The organism is Jiangella ureilytica (assembly GCF_004348545.1).
Lineage (GTDB): Bacteria > Actinomycetota > Actinomycetes > Jiangellales > Jiangellaceae > Jiangella > Jiangella ureilytica.
Window position 1 is genome coordinate 1 of sequence record NZ_SMKL01000071.1, and the last position, 17,604, is coordinate 17,604.

The following is a 17,604-nucleotide window of genomic DNA, read 5'->3' on the forward strand; positions in this document are numbered from 1 at the left end:
GCCCGTTCTTAGGCCGCGCGGGTGCGGTCAAGTCCAAGCGCCCCGACCCCGGCGGCGCGCAAGCACAGAGCGCGCGGACTTGAGGGCACCCGCGCGGCTTAAGAGAATGGGCAGCAGGGGGACGGGGGAACCCAGCGCAACCACACCCAACCCCGGCGACCCCTCAGAAGGGCCGTCAGAAACTCACGTTCACCGAGCAGTCGGGGATCTCCTCGACCTGGGCGATCGCCTGGTCGTCCACGAACACGCCCAGCGACCCGGTGCACCCGGAGCTCGACAGCGTGCCGTCGAACTCGGCGCGGACGTCGCGGCCGTCCACCGCCGTCCCCGTGCAGGACGCGTCGCCGGACAACGACGACCCGTCGCGGGTCAGGTCGGTCGAGCAGTCGGGGCCGCTCTCCAGCGTCACCCCCGCGTCGGAGAGCTGCCGCGTGACGGCATCCTCCAGAGCCGTGGCCGCGAGGTCGTTGAGGCCCTGGTCGAGCTGTTCGGAGCACCCGGTCAGCGTCAGGACGCCGGCGGAGAGCAGGACAATGGGGAGCAGGATTCGTCGCACGGCGCCGACCCTACACACGGCACATTAAAACCTACTGACCCGCTAGGCAATCTCAGGATACAAGACACTTATGCCCGAATGATGGACAGGCCATTCGCCAGCAGCGCGACTGCATGGCACGATGCTCTTCATGTTGTCCGTCATTCCACTGCTGCTGGTGAGTCGACGCCACGTCGACTACGGCCGCATGGACAGCATGCTCTGTCTGGCGTTCTGACCGCCCCGCGCTCATCCAGCCGGGCGCGCGGTCGCGCCGGCGGGCACCCCGGACATCCCACACGCCGAAGAACCAGCGCGCACCGTGCGTCCCCGAACCCTCGAGGACTGCACTGCACATGTCTCCCACGCAGACGCCGGCCCCCAAGCGCCCCCGGGGCAACGGGCAGTGGGCCCTCGGCCACCTGGAGCCGCTGAACCCGAACGAGCGGACCAAGAAGGACGACGACGGGCTCAACGTCCGCAAGCGCATCGAGACGATCTACAGCAAGCGCGGGTTCGCCAGCATCGACCCGCAGGACCTGCGCGGCCGGTTCCGCTGGTGGGGCCTCTACACGCAGCGCCGTCCCGGAATCCCCGGCGGCAAGACCGCCGTCCTCGAGCCGCACGAGCTCGACGACGAGTACTTCATGCTGCGGGTGCGCATCGACGGCGGTGCGCTCAGCCTCGAGCAGCTGCGGACGGTCGCGGAGATCTCGACCACGTACGCGCGCGACACCGCCGACGTCACCGACCGGCAGAACATCCAGCTGCACTGGATCCGGGTCGAGGACATGCCGGTCATCTGGGAGAAGCTCGAGGCGGTCGGCCTGAGCACCACGGAGGCCTGCGGCGACGTCCCGCGCGTCATCCTCGGCTCCCCCGTCGCCGGCATCAGCTCGGCCGAGGTGCTCGACCCCACCTGGGCCATCGACGAGATCCAGCGCCGCTACATCGGCTCGCCGGAGTTCTCGAACCTGCCGCGCAAGTTCAAGTCGGCCATCAGCGGGCTGCCCGACATCGTCCACGAGGCCAACGACATCGCGTTCGTCGGCGTGGACCACCCCGAGCACGGCCCGGGCCTCGACCTGTGGGTCGGCGGCGGGCTGTCGACGAACCCGAAGCTGGCGGTCCGGCTGGGCGCCTGGGTCCCGCTCGACGAGGCGCCCGAGGTGTGGGCCGGCGTCGTCGGGATCTTCCGCGACTACGGCTACCGCCGCCTGCGGCACCGCGCGCGGCTGAAGTTCCTCATCGACGACTGGGGCCCAGAGAGGTTCAGGGAAGTTCTCGAGAGCGACGAGTACCTCGGCCGTCGTCTCATCGACGGCCCGCCCCCGCCCGGGCACGTCGAGCCGATCGACCACGTCGGCGTGCACGAGCAGAAGGACGGCCGGTTCTACGTCGGCGTCGCGCCGCTGGTCGGCCGGGTCTCCGGCTCGATCCTCACCAAGCTGGCCGACGTCGTCGAGGCGCACGGATCGGGCCGGCTGCGCACGACACCGCACCAGAAACTCGTCATCCTCGACGTCGACGGCGACCAGGTCGAGTCATTGGTCACCGCACTCGACGCCATCGGGCTGCAGGCCCGCCCCAGCGTGTTCCGGCGCAACACCATGGCCTGCACCGGCCTCGAGTACTGCAAGCTGGCCATCGTCGAGACCAAGCAGCTGGCCTTCGACACCGTCGGCGACCTCGAGCGGCGCCTCGCCGACCTGACGGCCGACATCGACGTGCCGATCTCGCTGCACATCAACGGCTGCCCGAACTCCTGCGCGCGCATCCAGGTCGCCGACATCGGCCTCAAGGGGCAGGTCGTCAAGGGTGAAGAGGGCTTCCAGGTCCACCTCGGCGGCGGGCTGGGCCTCGACGCCGGCTTCGGCCGGAAGCTGCGCGGCCTCAAGGTGACGGCGGCGGAGCTGCCCGACTACGTGGAGCGCGTCGTCCGGCGCTTCGTCGAGCAGCGCACCGACGGTGAGCGGTTCGCCCAGTGGGTGGCCCGCGCGGACGAGGACGCACTCCAGTGAGGACGGCGAACTAGACATGGCCGAGACCAGGGCCGCGATCATGCACTGCCCGTTCTGCGCGGAGGAGGACCTCTTTCCCGCGCTCGAGGCACGCGCCTCCGCCGAGAGCGGGAGTGTGGCTGTGGAGCCGCACGGCGCGTGGGAGTGCCGGTCCTGTCTGCGGGTCTTCTCGGTGAAACTGCTCGGCCTTTCCACCAGTGGCCTCTCGACCAGAAGGAGCGCAGAATGACCCTCTGCCCGACGAACTCCCTCGAGGCACTCGCGCTGGACGCCGCGCGCAACCTGGAGGACGCCTCCGCCGGCGAGATCGTCCGCTGGGCGCACGAGACCTTCGGCGAGCGGTTCGCCATCACCGCCTCCATGGCCGACGGTGTTCTCTCGCACGTCGCGTCGACGGCGGTGCCGGGCATCAAGGTGCTCTTCCTCGACACCGGCTACCACTTCGCCGAGACCATCGGCACGCGCGACGCCATCGCCGCCACGTACGACGTCGAGGTCGAGACGATCACGCACCCGCTGCGGGTCCCGGAGCACGAGGCCGAGTACGGCAAGCTCTACGAGATCGACTCCGACCTGTGCTGCGCCATCCGCAAGGTCTGGCCGCTCGACCGCGCCCTGAAGCCGTACGACGCCTGGGCCGGCGGCGTCCGCCGTTCCGAGTCGCCCAGCCGCGCCGCCACCCCCGTCGTCGCCTGGGACCCCAAGCGCGGCAAGGTGAAGGTGAACCCGCTGGCCACCTGGACCGACGAGCAGGTCGACGCCTACGTCGAGCAGCACAACATCCTGGTCAACCCGCTGCGTGAGCTCGGCTTCCTGTCCATCGGGTGCGAGCCGTGCACCCGCCCCGTCGCACCGGGCGAGGACGCGCGCGCCGGGCGCTGGTCCGGCTCGTCGAAGACCGAGTGCGGGATCAACATCTGATGTACCCGCTGCAGCTGGACGTCGCCGGCCGGCGGGTCGTCGTGGTCGGCGGCGGGCCGGTCGCGTCCCGCCGCACGCACCCGCTCGTCGACTCCGGCGCCGAGGTGCACCTGGTCGCGCCGTACCTGTGCGAGCCGCTGGCCGAGCTGGTCGCGGCCGGCCGGGTCACGTGGTCGCCGCGCGACTACGCACACGGCGACCTCGACGGCGCCTGGCTCGTGCACACCGCCACCGGCGACCCACGGGTCGACGACGCCGTCGCGGCGGCCGCCGACGCCCAGCGCACCTGGTGCGTCCGCGCCGACGACGCCGCCCGCTCGGCCGCGTGGACCCCGGCGGTCGCCCGGGTCGGCGACGTCCTGGTCGCCGTGACGGCCGGCGGCGACCCGCGCCGCGCGGTCCGGCTGCGCAACGCCGTGCAGACCGCACTGGAGACCGGCGACCTCCCGCTGCGCCGCACCCGGCAGGGGGAACGACGGGGGCAGGTCGCCCTCGTGGGCGGCGGCCCCGGGCATCCCGGGCTCATCACGACCCGCGGGCGCCAGCTGCTGGCCGCGGCCGACGTCGTCGTGGTCGACCGGCTGGCGCCGCGCGCGCTGCTGGCCGAGCTGGACGACGACGTCGAGGTCATCGACGTCGGCAAGACGCCCGGCCACCACCCGGTCCCCCAGCACGAGATCAACCGGCTGCTCGTCGAGCACGCCCGAGCCGGCAAGCAGGTCGTCCGTCTCAAGGGCGGCGACCCGTTCGTGCTGGGCCGCGGCGGCGAGGAGGCGGCCGCCTGCCGGGCCGCGGGCGTCGCCGTCGAAGTCGTCCCCGGCGTCACCAGCGCCGTCGCCGTGCCCGCGTCCGTCGGCATCCCCGTCACGCACCGCGGGCTGGCCAAGCAGTTCACCGTCGTCTCCGGGCACGAGGGCCTCGACTGGGCCAACCTCGCCGGCACCGAGGGCACCCTCGTCTTCCTCATGGGCGTCAGCCTGCTCGCCGACACCGCCGCCCAGCTCGTTGCGCACGGCATGGACCCGGACACCCCGGCCGCCGTCGTCGAGGACGGCTTCGGCCCCCGGCAGCGGGTCACGACAGCGCCGCTGTCGGGCATCGCGCGCGCGGCCGCCGAAGCGGGCGCCGAGCCCCCCGCCGTCATCGTCGTCGGCGACGTGGCCGGGCTCGCGACCGCCTGAGACCGCAGCCCGGCCGGCCGCACCCGCCGGCCGCTTCGCCATGAGCACCCAGACGCATCACCTCGCCCTGGGCCGGGGTGGTGCGTGGTGGTGGTCATGGCAAAACGGGCGAATACCGCCATTTTCGGATGCGACCCTGTCGCAGCTGTAACACGCCCTTTACATACGCCTGTGACATGCCGCGATCGGCATCGAGGACTGGAGCGCACACCCCTTGACGTGAAGATTGGATCCTGTATCTTCAATCGACATACGTCCAGGGTTGCCTGGTCGCCACAAGCCGGCCGGCTGCGGGCTGAGCACACTCGTCCGCAGCCGGCCGAGTCACACACGGTCGACGTCGGCACGACTCACGGGAGCGGTTGATGGCCAAGATCTCTTTCGGTATCCGGGTGCCCAATTCGGGCCCGCTGTCCGGTGTCGAGAACATCGTCCGGACGGCGCAGACGGCCGAGGAGCTGGGCTTCGACTCGATCTTCGTGCACGACCACGTGGTGTGGAGCACCGAGATGCACCGGCACCACATCTCCTCGGGGGCGCACGAGGCCCTGGCTGACGACCAGTCGGCGGACTTCTACGAGGCGCTCACCGTGATCGGCTACCTCGCCGCGGTCACCAGCCGCGTGCAGATCGGCGTCGCCTGCCTGGTCATGCCGACGCGCAACCCGATCTACGCCGCCAAGCAGCTGGCCACCCTCGACCACCTCAGCAACGGCCGGCTCATCGCCGGCGTCGGCCTCGGCTCGAAGGCCAGCCAGTCGTCGAACGAGTTCGAGGTGTTCGAGGTCGACTTCAAGAAGCGGGCGAGCCTCACCGACGAGTACATCGACGCCATGCGGGCCATCTGGACCCAGCCGCTCGCGACCTATCACGGCAAGCACATCAACTTCGACGACGCCGAGATCTACCCGAAGCCGCTGCAGCAGCCGAACCCGCCCATCTGGGTCGGCGGCTGGACCGACTTCGCCGCACGCCGCACGGGCCGCGTCGGCGACGGCTGGGTGCCCGGCTGGCTCTCGCCGAAGGAGATGGCCCGCGGCGCGGAGATCGTCCGCGAGACCGCCACCGAGCACGGCCGCGACCCCGAGGCGATCACCATCGCCGTCGAGAAGCTCGCCGTCATCAAGCGCGACCGCGACGCCGCCCTGGAGCGCGCGATCCCCACGGTCCGCACCAGCAGCACGACGTACGAGCGCGATGTCGACGACATCTCGTTCGCGCTCGACCGGCACATCTTCGGCTCGGTCGACGACGTGAAGAGGCGGGTGGAGGAGTTCGTCGAAGCGGGCGTGACCCACTTCGAGCTCAAGCTCATCTACCCGTCGATCGACGATCTCGAGGACCAGATGACCCTCTGGGCCGACGAGATCCTGCCGCTCTACCGGGACTGACACCGTCGGCCGGCGGACGCGGCACCCCCAAGACCCCGGAGTTCGTTCGTACATCCCAGCTGAAGGATTGGACGAGTTCATGTCCCGAACCACACCCCAGCCGCCGCGCCGCCGTCGCGCGGCGCTCGCGGCCGCGCTCGCCGTCGCCGCCCCGCTGGTCCTCGCCGCGTGCGGCGGCGACGACACCGCGGCCAGCTCCGAGGACGAGTCCTGGGAACCCGACCGCGACATCGAGTGGATCGTGCCCTACACGCCTGGTGGCGGCTTCGACACCTACTCGCGCGGCATCGCCGAGGTCATGCAGGCCGGCCACCTGCCCGACGGTGTCAACATCGTCGTCCGCAACTCTCCCCCGCTGCCCCAGGGCATCGCCTCGATGTTCAACGCCGACCCGGACGGCTACACGATCGGCATCCTGCCGATGCCCGCCGCGATCGCGCAGGAGATCCAGGAGCCCGACCTCGCGCAGTGGACCACCAGCGAGTTCACCGTCCTCGGCCAGGTCGACGAGAACGGCTACGTCGTCTATGTGCCGGCCGACTCCGAGTTCGAGACCATCGAGGACCTCATCGCGGCCCAGGACATCCGGGCCATCACGGTCGAGGAGGGCTCGTCGTCCGCGCTGGCCGGCCTCGCCACCATCCAGGCGCTCGAGCTCGACGCCGACGTCACCTACGGCGCCGAGGGCTCGGCCGAGGTCGTGACGGCGGCCCTGCGCGGCGACGCCGACTTCTTCGTCTACGGCAGCACGGACCTCGTCGGGTTCGTCGAGTCCGGCGACATCCGCCCGCTCATGTACCTGGGCACCGAGGACCAGCTGCCCGACTCCGTCGAGTGGCTGCAGGACGTGCCGACCGCCGAGGAGGCCGGGTTCCCGGAGCTCGCCGGCGCCGTCACCGAGCTGCGTGTCATCGTCGCGCCGCCGGACCTGCCGGAGCCCGTCGCCGAGTACCTGCGCACCGCACTGGCCGAGACCATGGCCGACGAGGAGTTCGTCACCTGGGCCGAGGAGGCCGGCCGGCCGATCGTCCCGCGGACCGCCGAGGAGACCGAGGCGGCCATCGCGGATCAGATCACGCAGATGGAGGAACTCGTCCCGCAACTGGCCGACGGCTGACGGATCGGGCCGCGCTCCGGCGCGCCTGACAGGAGGTTTGGCTCGTGGATTTCGGCTCTGGCCTGCTCGAAGCCCTGCAGCAGATGACGACGTGGTCGTTCCTGTTGTGGTTCTTCATCGGCGTTCTGAACGGAACGATCTTCGGACTGCTGCCGGGGCTGAGCGGATCGGTGGGCATCGCCCTCATGATCCCGTTCACCTTCGACATGGAGCCCATGCAGGCGATGGGCCTGTTCGTCGCGGCCCTCGCCGGCCAGAACTTCGCCGGATCCATCACGGCGATCCTCATCAACACGCCGGGGTCGTCGGTGAACGCGGCCACGACCTACGACGGCTATCCGCTGTCGAGACAAGGGCGCGGCGGCTTCGCCATCGGTGTGTCGGCGATGGCGTCGTTCCTCGGCTCGCTCATCGGCATCGCGATCATCATCGCGCTGTTCCCGCTGACCCGCAGCATCCTGCTGTCGTTCTCCTTCCCGGAGCTGACGATGCTCGGGGTGCTCGGGCTGGCGGTCATCGCGGTGGCGTCGCGCGGCTCGATGATCAAGGGCCTGATCGCGGGCATGGTCGGCCTGCTGATCTCGTTCGTCGGCTTCGCGCCCATCGGCGGTGACGTCCGGTACGTCTTCGGCCAGGCGGAGTTGTACGACGGCATCGGCGCGGTCATCGTGCTCATCGGCCTGTTCGCCGTCACCGAGGCTCTGAGTCTGATCGTGCACAACCAGAAGGTGGCGACGGACGCCCGCACCAGCCGCCTGGGCCGCTCGCAGGTCTGGGAGGGCGCCCGCTACGTCTTCACCAAGCCGTTCCTGCTGGTGCGCAGCTCGGTACTGGGCACGGGCATCGGCCTCATCCCGGCGGTCGGCGGGACGCTGGCGGCCTTCCTGGCCTACTTCCAGGCCGCGAAGACCGTCCGCGACCCGAAGTTCGGGCAGGGCGACCCGCGGGGCGTCCTGGCCCCGGAGGCGGCCAACGACGCCAAGGACGCCGGCGCGGCGCTGCCGAGCCTCGCGTTCGGCATCCCGGGCAGCGCGGACTGGGCGATCGTGCTGGGCGCGATGATCATGCACGGCATCACGCCCGGCCCGAACCTCATCCGCGACCAGCCGGACATCGTCTGGATGAGCATTCTGGTGATCATCGGCGCGAGCTTCGTGTCGTCGAGCTTCGGCATCGTGTTCGCGCCCTGGCTGACGAAGGTGACGAAGGTGCGGGCCAGCCTGCTCGCCCCGCTCATCATCGTGCTGGCGGTCACCGGGGCGTACGGCCTGGAGTCGCGGACGACGGACGTGCTGTTCGCCATCGGGTTCGGCCTGCTGGGCTACGCGATGCGGGCCATCGGAATGCCGGTCATCCCGCTGATCCTCGGCCTGGTGCTCGGCCCGATGGTGGAACGGTCCTATTTGCAGTCGGTCGAGACGTTCGGCGGGCTCAGCGCCTTCGTCAGCCGGCCCATCTCGCTGGTGCTGGTGATCCTCACGGTCGCCGTCATCGTCTTCGAGATCGTGTCGATCCGGCGGGCCAAGGTGTCGGCCGAGGCCAAGGTGGAGGGCGTCCGGTCGGCGACCCGGCCGTTCACGCTCGCGGTCATCGGCGGGCTCGGCGTCGTGGCGGCCGGCTCGCTGATCCTGGCGACCGACTTCCGCGAGCAGTCCCGCACCTTCCCGGTGATCATCTCGACGATCATGCTGGCGCTGGTGCTGCTCTACCTGGCCGTCGCGGCCGTTCCGGTGCTGCGGCGCCGGTTCGGCGGGGTCATCGCCGACGGGCCCGGCATGGAGCAGATGATGCACCTGCCCGAGGGCGTGCTCGACCACGTGGACGAGCCCGGGGCGGCCGACGGCGACGACGGAACTCAGCCGGCCCGGCAGGTGGCGACGAAGGTCGAGACGACGACGGCGCCCGCGGAGGCCGTGGACGAGGAGGCCACCCGGGCCGACGTGGCGACCCGCATGCGCAACGCGATCATCCTGCTGGTGGCGTTCGCCGCCGGGGTCTGGCTGGTCGGCTTGGCCATCACCGTGCCGGTCGTGCTCTTCCTGCTCATGCGCTACGTCGGCCGCGAGAGCTGGCGGTCGTCGGCCATCGTCACCGTCGTCACGTCGGCGGCGCTGTACGTGCTGTTCGTGTCCGTCCTGAGGATGCCGCTCGAGGGCGGCCTGCTGCTGCCCTTCTGACCGCCGGTCCACCGTTGTCGAGAAGGGAGTGGCCCGTCCATGGCGGATCGTGCGAAGGGATCGGAGGGCGGCGTCTCGCCAGGCCTGGTCATCCTGGTGGCCAGCCTGTCCTCGGCGATCGTGACCTCGGGCATGCAGGGCATCGCGCCCGCCCTGCCGGCCATCCAGGACCAGTTCGGCCTGACCTCGGCGGAGGTCGCGCTCATCACCAGCGTCTACCTGCTGCCGAGCGTGGTGTCGGCGCTCGTCGGCGGCATGCTGGCCGACCGCATCGGCACCCGGCCGGTCATCGCCGGGTCGCTGCTGCTGTTCGCGATCGGCGGCGGGCTGCTGCTGCTCGAGATGCCGTTCTGGGCGCTGCTGGCGATCCGGTTCGTGCAGGGCGCGGCGTTCGGCGCGGTGCTGTCGCTGACGGTGGCGGTCATCGGCGACGTGGTGGCCTCCGGACCGGCGGCGGCTCGCGGGCAGAGCCGCCGCATCATCATGATGGCGATCGCCGAGGCCGTCCTGCCGATCGTCGCCGGGCTGCTGCTCGCCTGGCAGCTGGGCTGGTCGTCGCCGTTCGCGCTGCAGCTGCTGGCGCTGCCGCTCGCGCTGATGGCCTGGCGGGTGTTGCCGCCCCTGGCCCGGACGGTGTCTGACGCGGCCACGACGGGAGCCGCGGCCGACACCGTCGGGACCCCCGAGAAGCCCACCGGGATGCGGGCGGTGCTGAGGGCGCCCGCCGTCGTCGGCGTGCAGATCCTGGCCGCGATGCGGTTCGTGTTCAAGTTCCCCGTCATCACGTTCTTCCCGCTGCTCGCGACCGACGAGCTCGGGCTGTCGCCGGCGGCCGTCGGCGTCGTCATGGGCGTCTCGGCCGCGATCTCCGCCGGCACCGCCGCGCTGACCGAGAAGCTGGCCGGCCGCTGGACGTCGGCGCAGCTCATCGGCGGCAGCCTGGTCGTGGCGGCGCTGGCCGTGGGCGGCATGGCGGCCGGGGAGTGGGTGGCGGTGGCGATCATCGCGATGCTGTTGTTCGGCGCCCAGGACGGCGTCTACGGGGTGGCGCACAACGTGCTGGTGACGGAGCTGGCGCCGCCGGGACTGCGGTCGACCTACGTCGGGCTGACCGGCATGGTCCGCAACGTCGGCAAGTTCGCCGCGCCCGCGTTGTTCGGCGCCGCGACGCTGGTGCTGACCATCTCGCAGACGTTCCTCGTCCTGGGTGCGGTGGGGCTGGCGTCGGTCGGGGTGGCGCGGCGGGTGGCGGCGGTCCAGGCCCGGCTCGGCCCGCCGCCGCACCCGTCGTCGTAGCTCGGTCGTCGCCTAGAGGATGCCGGCCGCGGTGCCGCGGTGCACGTAGTGCTCCCACACCTTGTTCGGACGGTGCCGGCTGCGGCTGTAGCTCCGGCCGATCTCAGTGCACTCGCCGGCGCTGAGCGGCCGGAGCTCGCCGCCGCCCGCCGTCAGCTGCGTCGCGACGAGCAGCGTGCGGGCGTTCTCCTCGAGGTCGAGGCAGTCCATCAGCAGTTCCTGGATGGTCGGCGCGACGAGGACGGTGCCGTGGGCGCGGAGCAGGCAGGCGCTGTCGTCGCCGAGGGTCTTCGCGACGGCGTCGCCCTGCTCGCGCGTGGTGATGTGGGTGGCGTCGGGGTGCACGGCCAGGCCCTCGGGGTGCTTGTAGGCGAAGTGGCGCATCGGCAGGAACGTCCGGTCGGTCATGCTCCACGTCGTCGACAGCGTCGGGTGGCCGTGGCAGACGAGCTTCGCGTCGGGCCGGTTGCGGTAGACGCCGGTGTGGATCGCCGTCTCGGCCGGCGGCGGGATCTCGCCCTCGACGAGGTTCCCGTCCAGGTCGACGACCAGCATGTCCTCGGCGCTCAGCGCGGCGCGGCTGGCGTCGCGAGGCTGGATCAGGACGTGGTCGGTGCCGGGGATCCGCGCGCTCAGATGGCCGCTGTAGTCGAGTATGTCGGCCATCACCAGCAGCCGGGTACAGGTGACGAGGTCGCGCTTCAACTGCTCGAGGTCGGGGTCGCTCATGTGGCCTCCTGGTCGGGTTGGATTTAAGATAATCTATGCGGAGGCGTGGCAATAGGTTCCGGGCGTCCGATCTCGTGGACCGCGCGCCGTCGGAACGGGTTCTGGTCCGGCGTACTGGGGGGTCGCCGGGCCAGGCACCCGCCGCGCCGCCCACCCCCATCCCGTCGATCTTGGAGAGACTGCGGAATCGATCGGGCATCTCGCCCCGGACCTGCGCGGTCACTCCACGATCAACGTGGGCTGGGGGTCAGCGACCGGAGCCGGGGTCGGTGAAGAGGCGGTCGACCTCGGCGGCGCGATGCGGGAGGGCTCGCAGCCGGGCCAGGACCAGTCGCTCCACGAGGTCGTTGAGGGCCGCCTCGACAACGGCGAGGTCCTGCGGCCCCAGCGCCTGCGCCCGGCCGGCCAGGCGGGTCAGCTCGCGGCCGATGATCGCGTCGCCGCGGCGCCGCAGCCGCTCCACCGTCGGGTCGACGCCGGCGTCAGTGGTCATGACCGTGCCCGCCCGGCAGCGCGCTGACACCGTCGTACCGCAGGCGCAGCATCATGCCCTGGTCGGCGTGCGGCAGGTTGTGGCAGTGGTTCATCCAGACGCCCGGGTTGCGAGCCTCGAACGCGACGTCCCAGACCTCGCCGGGCCGGACGTCGAAGGTGTCGACCCACAGCGGGCTGCCGGTCCCCGGGCGGCCGTCGCGCGCGAGCACCAGGACGCCGTGCCCGTGCAGATGCCACGGGTGGGTCTCGAGGCTGCGATTGACGACGGTGAACCGGACGAGGTCGCCGTCGGCCACCAGTTGTTCGGGGATCGACGGATGGCCGCGGCCGTTCACCGTCTGCGCGAACGCCGGCCGGCCGTCGACCATGGCGACGCCGCGGTCGAGCACCATCGTGAAGTGCCGGTCGTACGCCGTGCCGAGGTCGAACGGGACGTCCGCCGGCGCGCCGTAGCCGAGCAGGTCGAGCTCGGGCCACTCCCCGGTCGCCACGTCGTCGCCTCCGCCCATCCGCAGCCGCACCTCGCCGTCCACCGTCAACACGACAGACGACGCGGGCATGGTGAACGTGAGGTCGTAGCGGCCGCCCGCCGGCAGCCGCAGCCCCCGCTCGGACAGCTCGCCCGGCTCGTTCAGGTCCCGCCCGTCGACCGCGACCAGCCGGAACGCCGTCCCGGCGAGCGCGAACCGGTGCGGGTCGGAGTCGGTGTTCAGCAGCCGGAGCCGGACAGCGGCGCCCGGCTCGGCGGCCTGCCGCAGCACGCCGTCGTCGGCGCCGATCGCCACGACGCCGTCGAAGGTGTGCACCGGCAGGACGAGGTCGACGGCGGCGGCCTCGGCCTCGGCCTCGCGCGGGGTGACGACGAGCGTGCCGAAGAGCCCGCGGCGCACGCCGAGGTGCGAGACCTGGTGGGTGTGGTACCAGAACGTGCCCGCCTGGTCGGCGCGGAACCTGTAGCGGAACTCACCGCCGGCGGGGACGACCTCCTGCGTGGCGCCGGGCGCGCCGTCCTCGCCGCACGGGACGTCGTAGCCGTGCCAGTGCAGCGTGACGCCGTCGCCGATGTCCTCGTTGCGCAGCGTGACGTCGAGGAGGTCGCCCTGGACGGCGGTGAGCGGCGGCCCGGGCAGCGCGCCGTCGAACGTCCACGCGTCGACCCGGCGGCCCGACGCGAGCGCGACGGTCGCGGTGCGGGCGGTGACGGTGTACGGACGGACGGCGCCGCCCGCCGCCGCGGCGGTGGGGCCGCGCAGCTCGGTCACGGCGGTGCCGTGGGCGATGGGGTGGACGGCGGCCGCTCCCCCGCCCGCGTCGGCGGCCGGCGCCCGGACGAACGCCAGCGCCACGCCCGCGGCGCCCGCTCCCGCGGCGGCGACACCGAGCAGCCGTCGTCGCGACACCGCCGGCCCGGACGGCGTCGCTTCCGCGGGTTCGGCGGCTGTGCCCGGCTGGGCCAGGACCTGGGCGGTCAGCAGCACCGCGGCACCCGCACCGGCCACCGCGAGCAGGGCGACGCTCCAGGTCAGCGGATAGCCGCCGACGTAGGTGACCACGAACCCGGCCAGCGCGGCGTATCCCACCGCGAACAGCGCCACCACCCCGGGGGCCGGCAGGGCACCGCCGCCCGGCCGCACGAGCCGCCGCCCGGCGAGGACCGCGCCGGCCGCCGTCGCCACCGCCAGCAGCGGCACGCCGAGCAGCACCTTCTCCTGGACGAACCACCAGCCTCGCCCGGCCAGCACCGCGACCAGCGCGAGCCGCCCGGCCACCGCCAGCAGGCCGGCGCCGGCCAGAGCGACCACCAGCACCCGGCGCGGCGACGCCGCCGCCACCGTGCCCGCCCCGAGCCACAGCGCCGCCGTCAGCACCGCCACGACGTGGTCGAGGAGGACGAGTTGCCCGGTGCTCACGTCGCGACGGAGGGCCGCTCGGTCTTCGCCGCCTTGCGCGCCTCGACGAGCACGTTGCCGGCGAGCCCGCCGATCGCCAGCCCGTTGAGCGCATGCAGGCCGAACACCAGCTGCCCGGCGGTCGTCGACGTGTCGCCGTCGTTCAGGGCGTCGGCGAGTACCCGGATCAGGCTCTGCAGCAGCGTCAGGCCGGCGATCGCCGCCGTCATGCCGATGAGCCGGCCGCCCACCCGGGCGAGCGCCGCCACGATCGTCGCCAGCACGGCGAGCAGCAGCAGCGACGTGCCGACCATCGCGTGCGCGCCGAACGCCTCGTCGCGGGGCGCGTCGTCGAACGCGCCGACCGCCGCCAGGTAGAACTGCACCACGACCGCCGCCAGCATGAGCGACGCGAAGCCGAGGAAGACCTTGCGCATGTCGTGCTCCCTCCGGCCGGCACCGGTGCCGGCCCTCGGGAACGATCATTCGCCCGTGCGGGGGTGCGAGTCGTCCGCTGCGGAACGGCCTCGGCTACGCAGATCTGCGTAGGCCGGGCGCCGCCGCGTACTCCCCCGGGCGTACGTCCGTCAGGAGGAGGCGTCGAGCCGGGCCCGCTCGGCCTCGATGTCGAAGTCGGCGGGCGGCCACTCGAGCTTCATCGCCTCGAGGTGCTCGACCAGCAGCTTCGTGACGGCGAGATTGCGGTACCACTTGCGGTCGGCCGGGACGACGTGCCAGGGCGCGGCGTCGGTGTCGCAGCGCTCGAGCGCGACCTCGTAGGCGGCTTGGAAGTCGGGCCAGAGCGCGCGGTCGTCGATGTCGCCGGGGTTGTACTTCCAATACTTCGTGGGATTGTCCAACCGCTCGGCGAGCCGCGCCTTCTGCTCGTCCGCGGAAATGTGCAACATCACCTTCAGGACGACGCAGCCGGCGTCGGTGAGTTCGCGCTCGAAGTCGTTGATCGCGTCATAGCGCGTCTCGATCACCGCGGGCCGGACGAGTTTGCGGACCTTCGCCGCGAGCACGTCCTCGTAGTGGCTGCGGTCGAACACGCCGACGCTGCCGGGCCCTGGCAGCGCCTGCCGGATGCGCCACAGGAAGCCGCGCCTGCGCTCGTCGGCCGAGGGCGCCTTGAACGACCGGATGGCGACGCCCTGGGGGTCCATGAGCCCGACGGCCTTGCGCAGCGTGCCGCCCTTGCCGGAGGTGTCCATGCCCTGCAGGACCAGCAGCAACCGCCGCTCGCCGCCGCTGCGCCCGTGGGCGAACAGCCGCTCCTGAAGGTCGGAGAGGACCGGCTCGACCTCGGCCAGCGCGGCCTGGCCGTCGGCCTTCTTGCCCGTGAACCCGGGCGTGGACCGGGTGTCGATGCCGGCGAGGTCGACCGGCCCGGAGGGAACACGCAGCAGCGACGACCACGACGGCTGACTCATCGATTCAGCGTAACGGAGGGAGTCGGACCACGGGCGGCTACAATTGACGATTCGGTCGGCAGGACCGAAACGGCCCGGAAAGGGAATGTCATCGACGCCGAGAACCGCGAGACGGAATTGACGACTCCCGTTCCGTCCGGAGTTTCGCCCGACGGCGCCGGGCGGCCGCATACCCATACGGCCGCCCACGACGACGCCGTCGACGAGGAGCAGCCTTACATCACCCGGCTCTACGAGCGCCTCGACGAGCTCAAGGCCCGGCTGAGCGCCCGGCTGGCCACGCTGTACCGCGAGCACGGCGGCACGCACGCGTCGGTGTGGGATCGCGAGGCGTTCGTCGCCCGCGACGTCGAGCGGCTCGAACGCCTCGGCTCCGTCGACCGCGGGCTCTGCTTCGGCCGGCTCGACTTCCACGACGGCCACACCAGCTACATCGGCCGCATGGGCCTGTCCGACGACGACTACGAGCAGTTGCTGGTCGACTGGCGGGCACCGGCCGCCGAGCCGTTCTACCGGGCCACCGCGGCCGACCCCGGCGACCTCGTCCGCCGCCGGCACATCCAGACCCGCCTGCGCAAGGTGCTCGCCGTCGACGACGAGGTGTTCGACCTCGACGCCATGCCGGCCGGCGGCCAGGGCACGCTGCGTGGCGAGGCGGCGCTGCTCGCGGCGCTGACCGAGGCGCGCACCGGCCACATGTCCGACATCGTCGCGACCATCCAGTCCGAGCAGGACCGCATCATCCGCTCGGCGCTGGCCGGTGTGCTGGTGGTCCAGGGCGGCCCGGGCACCGGCAAGACGGTCGCGGCGCTGCACCGCGCGGCGTACCTGCTCTACACCCACCGCGACCGCCTGGGCTCCAGCGGCGTGCTGGTGGTCGGGCCCAACCGCACGTTCCTGCACTACATCGACCAGGTCCTGCCGTCGCTGGGCGAGACCGGCGTCGTGCTGTCGACGGTCGGCGAGCTGGTGCCGGGGGTCGAGGCCGCCGGCGACGACCCCGCCGACGTCGCGATCGTCAAGGGCGACGCCCGCATGGCCGAGGTCGTCGCCGCCGCCGTCCGCGACCGGCAGCGGCTGCTCACGGCCGGCGCCGTCGACATCAAGGTCGACCGCGTCGAGCTGACGCTGACGCCGCCGGCCGTGCGCGCCGCCCGCACCCGCGCCCGCCGCGCCCGCAAGCCGCACAACGTCGCCCGCCGCGTGTTCGTCCGCGAACTGCTCACCCACCTGGCCGACGAGCAGGCGCGGGTGCTGGGCGAGTCCTTGGACGAGGACGATCTCGCCGAGATCCGCGCCGACCTCGCCGCGGAGCCGGGTGTCGCCGCCGTCGTCGACGAGCTCTGGCCGGCGCTGACTCCGGAGCGGCTGCTCAGCGAGCTGTTCGCGTCGCCGTCGCTGCTGGCGTCGGCAGCCGGCGACCTGACGGCGGCCGAGCGCTCGCTGCTGGCGCGCCCGCCCGGCGCGGAGTGGACGACGTCCGACGTGCCGCTGCTCGACGAGGCCGCGGAGCTGCTGGGCGAGATCGACGACCCCGACGAGGCCGCGCGGCTGGCCCGGCAGCGCGAGGAGGCCGAGATCCAGTACGCCCGCGACCTCCTCGACGAGCTGTCCCTCGAGATTCCCGTCGACGCCGAGCTGGTGGCCGCGCGCTACCGCGGCGGCGAGGCGCGTCGTTCCGTGGCCGAGCGGGCCGGGCTGGACCGGTCGTGGGCATTCGGGCACGTCATCGTCGACGAGGCGCAGGAGCTGTCGCCCATGGCGTGGCGCATGGTCATGCGCCGGGCGCCCGGCCGGTCGATGACGGTGGTCGGCGACATCGCCCAGACCGGCGCGGCCGCCGGTGCGCGCTCGTGGGCCGACGTGCTCGAGCCGCACGTGCCGGGCCGGTGGCGCCAGGAGACGCTGACGGTCAACTACCGCACGCCGAGCGAGGTCATGGATCTCGCTTCACGGGTGCTCGCTTCCATCGACCCGGCGCTCGAGGCGCCGGCGTCGGTCCGCTCCACGGGCGAGCAGCCGCGCGTCGTGCCGGTGTGGTCGTCGCTCGACCTCGTGGAGCAGCTGGCCGCCGAGGTCGCGGCCGAGCTCGACGCCGTCGGCACCGGGCGGCTGGCCGTGCTGACGCCGGCCGCGCGGCTCGACGAGATTCATGCCGGCCTGGCCGCGACCCTGCCGCTGGCCGTCTCGCGCGCGTCGACGGCGGATGCTCTGGACGCGCCGGTGACGGTGCTGACCGTCGGCCAGGCCAAGGGCCTCGAGTTCGACACCGTCGTGGTCGTCGAGCCGGCCGAGCTGCTGGCCGAGTCGGTCCGCGGCGCCACCGACCTCTACGTCGCCGTCACCCGGCCCACGCAGCGGCTGGTGCTCGTGCACGCCGAGCCGCTGCCCCCGATGCTCGCCTCGTGACCGCGGCGAC

The 17,604-nt window shown here is 72.2% G+C and carries 14 protein-coding genes; 8 read left to right on the top strand and 6 right to left on the bottom strand.

Translation table 11 applies throughout. The features are described from left to right. Window positions 1-175 precede the first annotated feature (175 nt). Entirely contained in the window at window positions 176-556 is a 381-nt protein-coding gene (locus E1212_RS23675; protein ID WP_131987039.1) for an LPS-assembly lipoprotein LptE, read from the bottom strand. A 335-nt stretch (window positions 557-891) separates the two neighbouring features. Between E1212_RS23675 and E1212_RS23680 the strand changes: the two genes are divergently transcribed. The 7 genes from E1212_RS23680 (at window position 892) to E1212_RS23715 (ending at window position 10,639) form a co-directional block, all read left to right on the top strand. Further along, window positions 892-2,556, top strand: a complete 1,665-nt coding sequence (locus E1212_RS23680; RefSeq protein WP_131987041.1) for a nitrite/sulfite reductase — start codon at window positions 892-894, stop codon at window positions 2,554-2,556. Between the two features lie 225 nt (window positions 2,557-2,781). Beyond that, complete coding sequence (locus tag E1212_RS23690) at window positions 2,782-3,477, top strand: phosphoadenylyl-sulfate reductase (protein ID WP_131987045.1); 696 nt, start codon at window positions 2,782-2,784, stop codon at window positions 3,475-3,477. Beyond that, window positions 3,477-4,658 (top strand): uroporphyrinogen-III C-methyltransferase, encoded by a 1,182-nt coding sequence (gene cobA, locus E1212_RS23695; protein WP_131987047.1) that lies wholly within the window; start codon window positions 3,477-3,479, stop codon window positions 4,656-4,658. Before E1212_RS23690 ends, cobA begins: the two co-directional genes overlap by 1 nt. Before the next feature lie 365 nt (window positions 4,659-5,023). Continuing rightward, window positions 5,024-6,049 (top strand): LLM class flavin-dependent oxidoreductase, encoded by a 1,026-nt coding sequence (locus tag E1212_RS23700; RefSeq protein WP_131987049.1) that lies wholly within the window; start codon window positions 5,024-5,026, stop codon window positions 6,047-6,049. Window positions 6,050-6,128: 79 nt separating this feature from the next. Then, the gene (locus tag E1212_RS23705) at window positions 6,129-7,166 is read left to right on the top strand and encodes a Bug family tripartite tricarboxylate transporter substrate binding protein (RefSeq protein ID WP_131987051.1); all 1,038 of its coding nucleotides are present in this window, start codon (window positions 6,129-6,131) and stop codon (window positions 7,164-7,166) included. A 44-nt stretch (window positions 7,167-7,210) separates the two neighbouring features. After that, window positions 7,211-9,343, top strand: coding sequence for a tripartite tricarboxylate transporter permease (locus tag E1212_RS23710; protein WP_131987053.1), 2,133 nt, complete (start codon window positions 7,211-7,213; stop codon window positions 9,341-9,343). A gap of 39 nt (window positions 9,344-9,382) precedes the next feature. After that, the gene (locus tag E1212_RS23715; protein WP_131987055.1) at window positions 9,383-10,639 is read left to right on the top strand and encodes an MFS transporter; all 1,257 of its coding nucleotides are present in this window, start codon (window positions 9,383-9,385) and stop codon (window positions 10,637-10,639) included. Between the two features lie 12 nt (window positions 10,640-10,651). On the opposite strand, the gene E1212_RS23720 is transcribed toward E1212_RS23715, so the two are convergent. The 5 genes from E1212_RS23720 to E1212_RS23740 form a co-directional block, all read right to left on the bottom strand. Continuing rightward, on the bottom strand, window positions 10,652-11,368 hold the full coding sequence (locus tag E1212_RS23720) for a class II aldolase/adducin family protein (protein ID WP_131987057.1): 717 nt from the start codon (window positions 11,366-11,368) through the stop codon (window positions 10,652-10,654). 247 nt (window positions 11,369-11,615) lie between these two features. Further along, window positions 11,616-11,861, bottom strand: coding sequence for a hypothetical protein (locus E1212_RS23725; protein ID WP_131987059.1), 246 nt, complete (start codon window positions 11,859-11,861; stop codon window positions 11,616-11,618). Further along, a complete protein-coding gene (locus E1212_RS23730) occupies window positions 11,851-13,773 on the bottom strand; it encodes a multicopper oxidase family protein (protein WP_131987061.1) in 1,923 nt (640 codons plus the stop codon). The genes E1212_RS23725 and E1212_RS23730 overlap by 11 nt, the downstream gene beginning before the upstream one ends. Further along, window positions 13,770-14,189: a DUF6220 domain-containing protein gene (locus E1212_RS23735; protein ID WP_131987063.1), complete on the bottom strand. Its 420-nt coding sequence runs from the start codon at window positions 14,187-14,189 to the stop codon at window positions 13,770-13,772. The genes E1212_RS23730 and E1212_RS23735 overlap by 4 nt, the downstream gene beginning before the upstream one ends. A gap of 150 nt (window positions 14,190-14,339) precedes the next feature. Then, window positions 14,340-15,185, bottom strand: a complete 846-nt coding sequence (locus tag E1212_RS23740) for a PPK2 family polyphosphate kinase (protein ID WP_131987065.1) — start codon at window positions 15,183-15,185, stop codon at window positions 14,340-14,342. 117 nt (window positions 15,186-15,302) lie between these two features. On the opposite strand from E1212_RS23740, the gene E1212_RS23745 reads away from it, so the two are divergent. Next, complete coding sequence (locus E1212_RS23745; RefSeq protein ID WP_131987067.1) at window positions 15,303-17,594, top strand: HelD family protein; 2,292 nt, start codon at window positions 15,303-15,305, stop codon at window positions 17,592-17,594. Window positions 17,595-17,604: the final 10 nt, after the last annotated feature.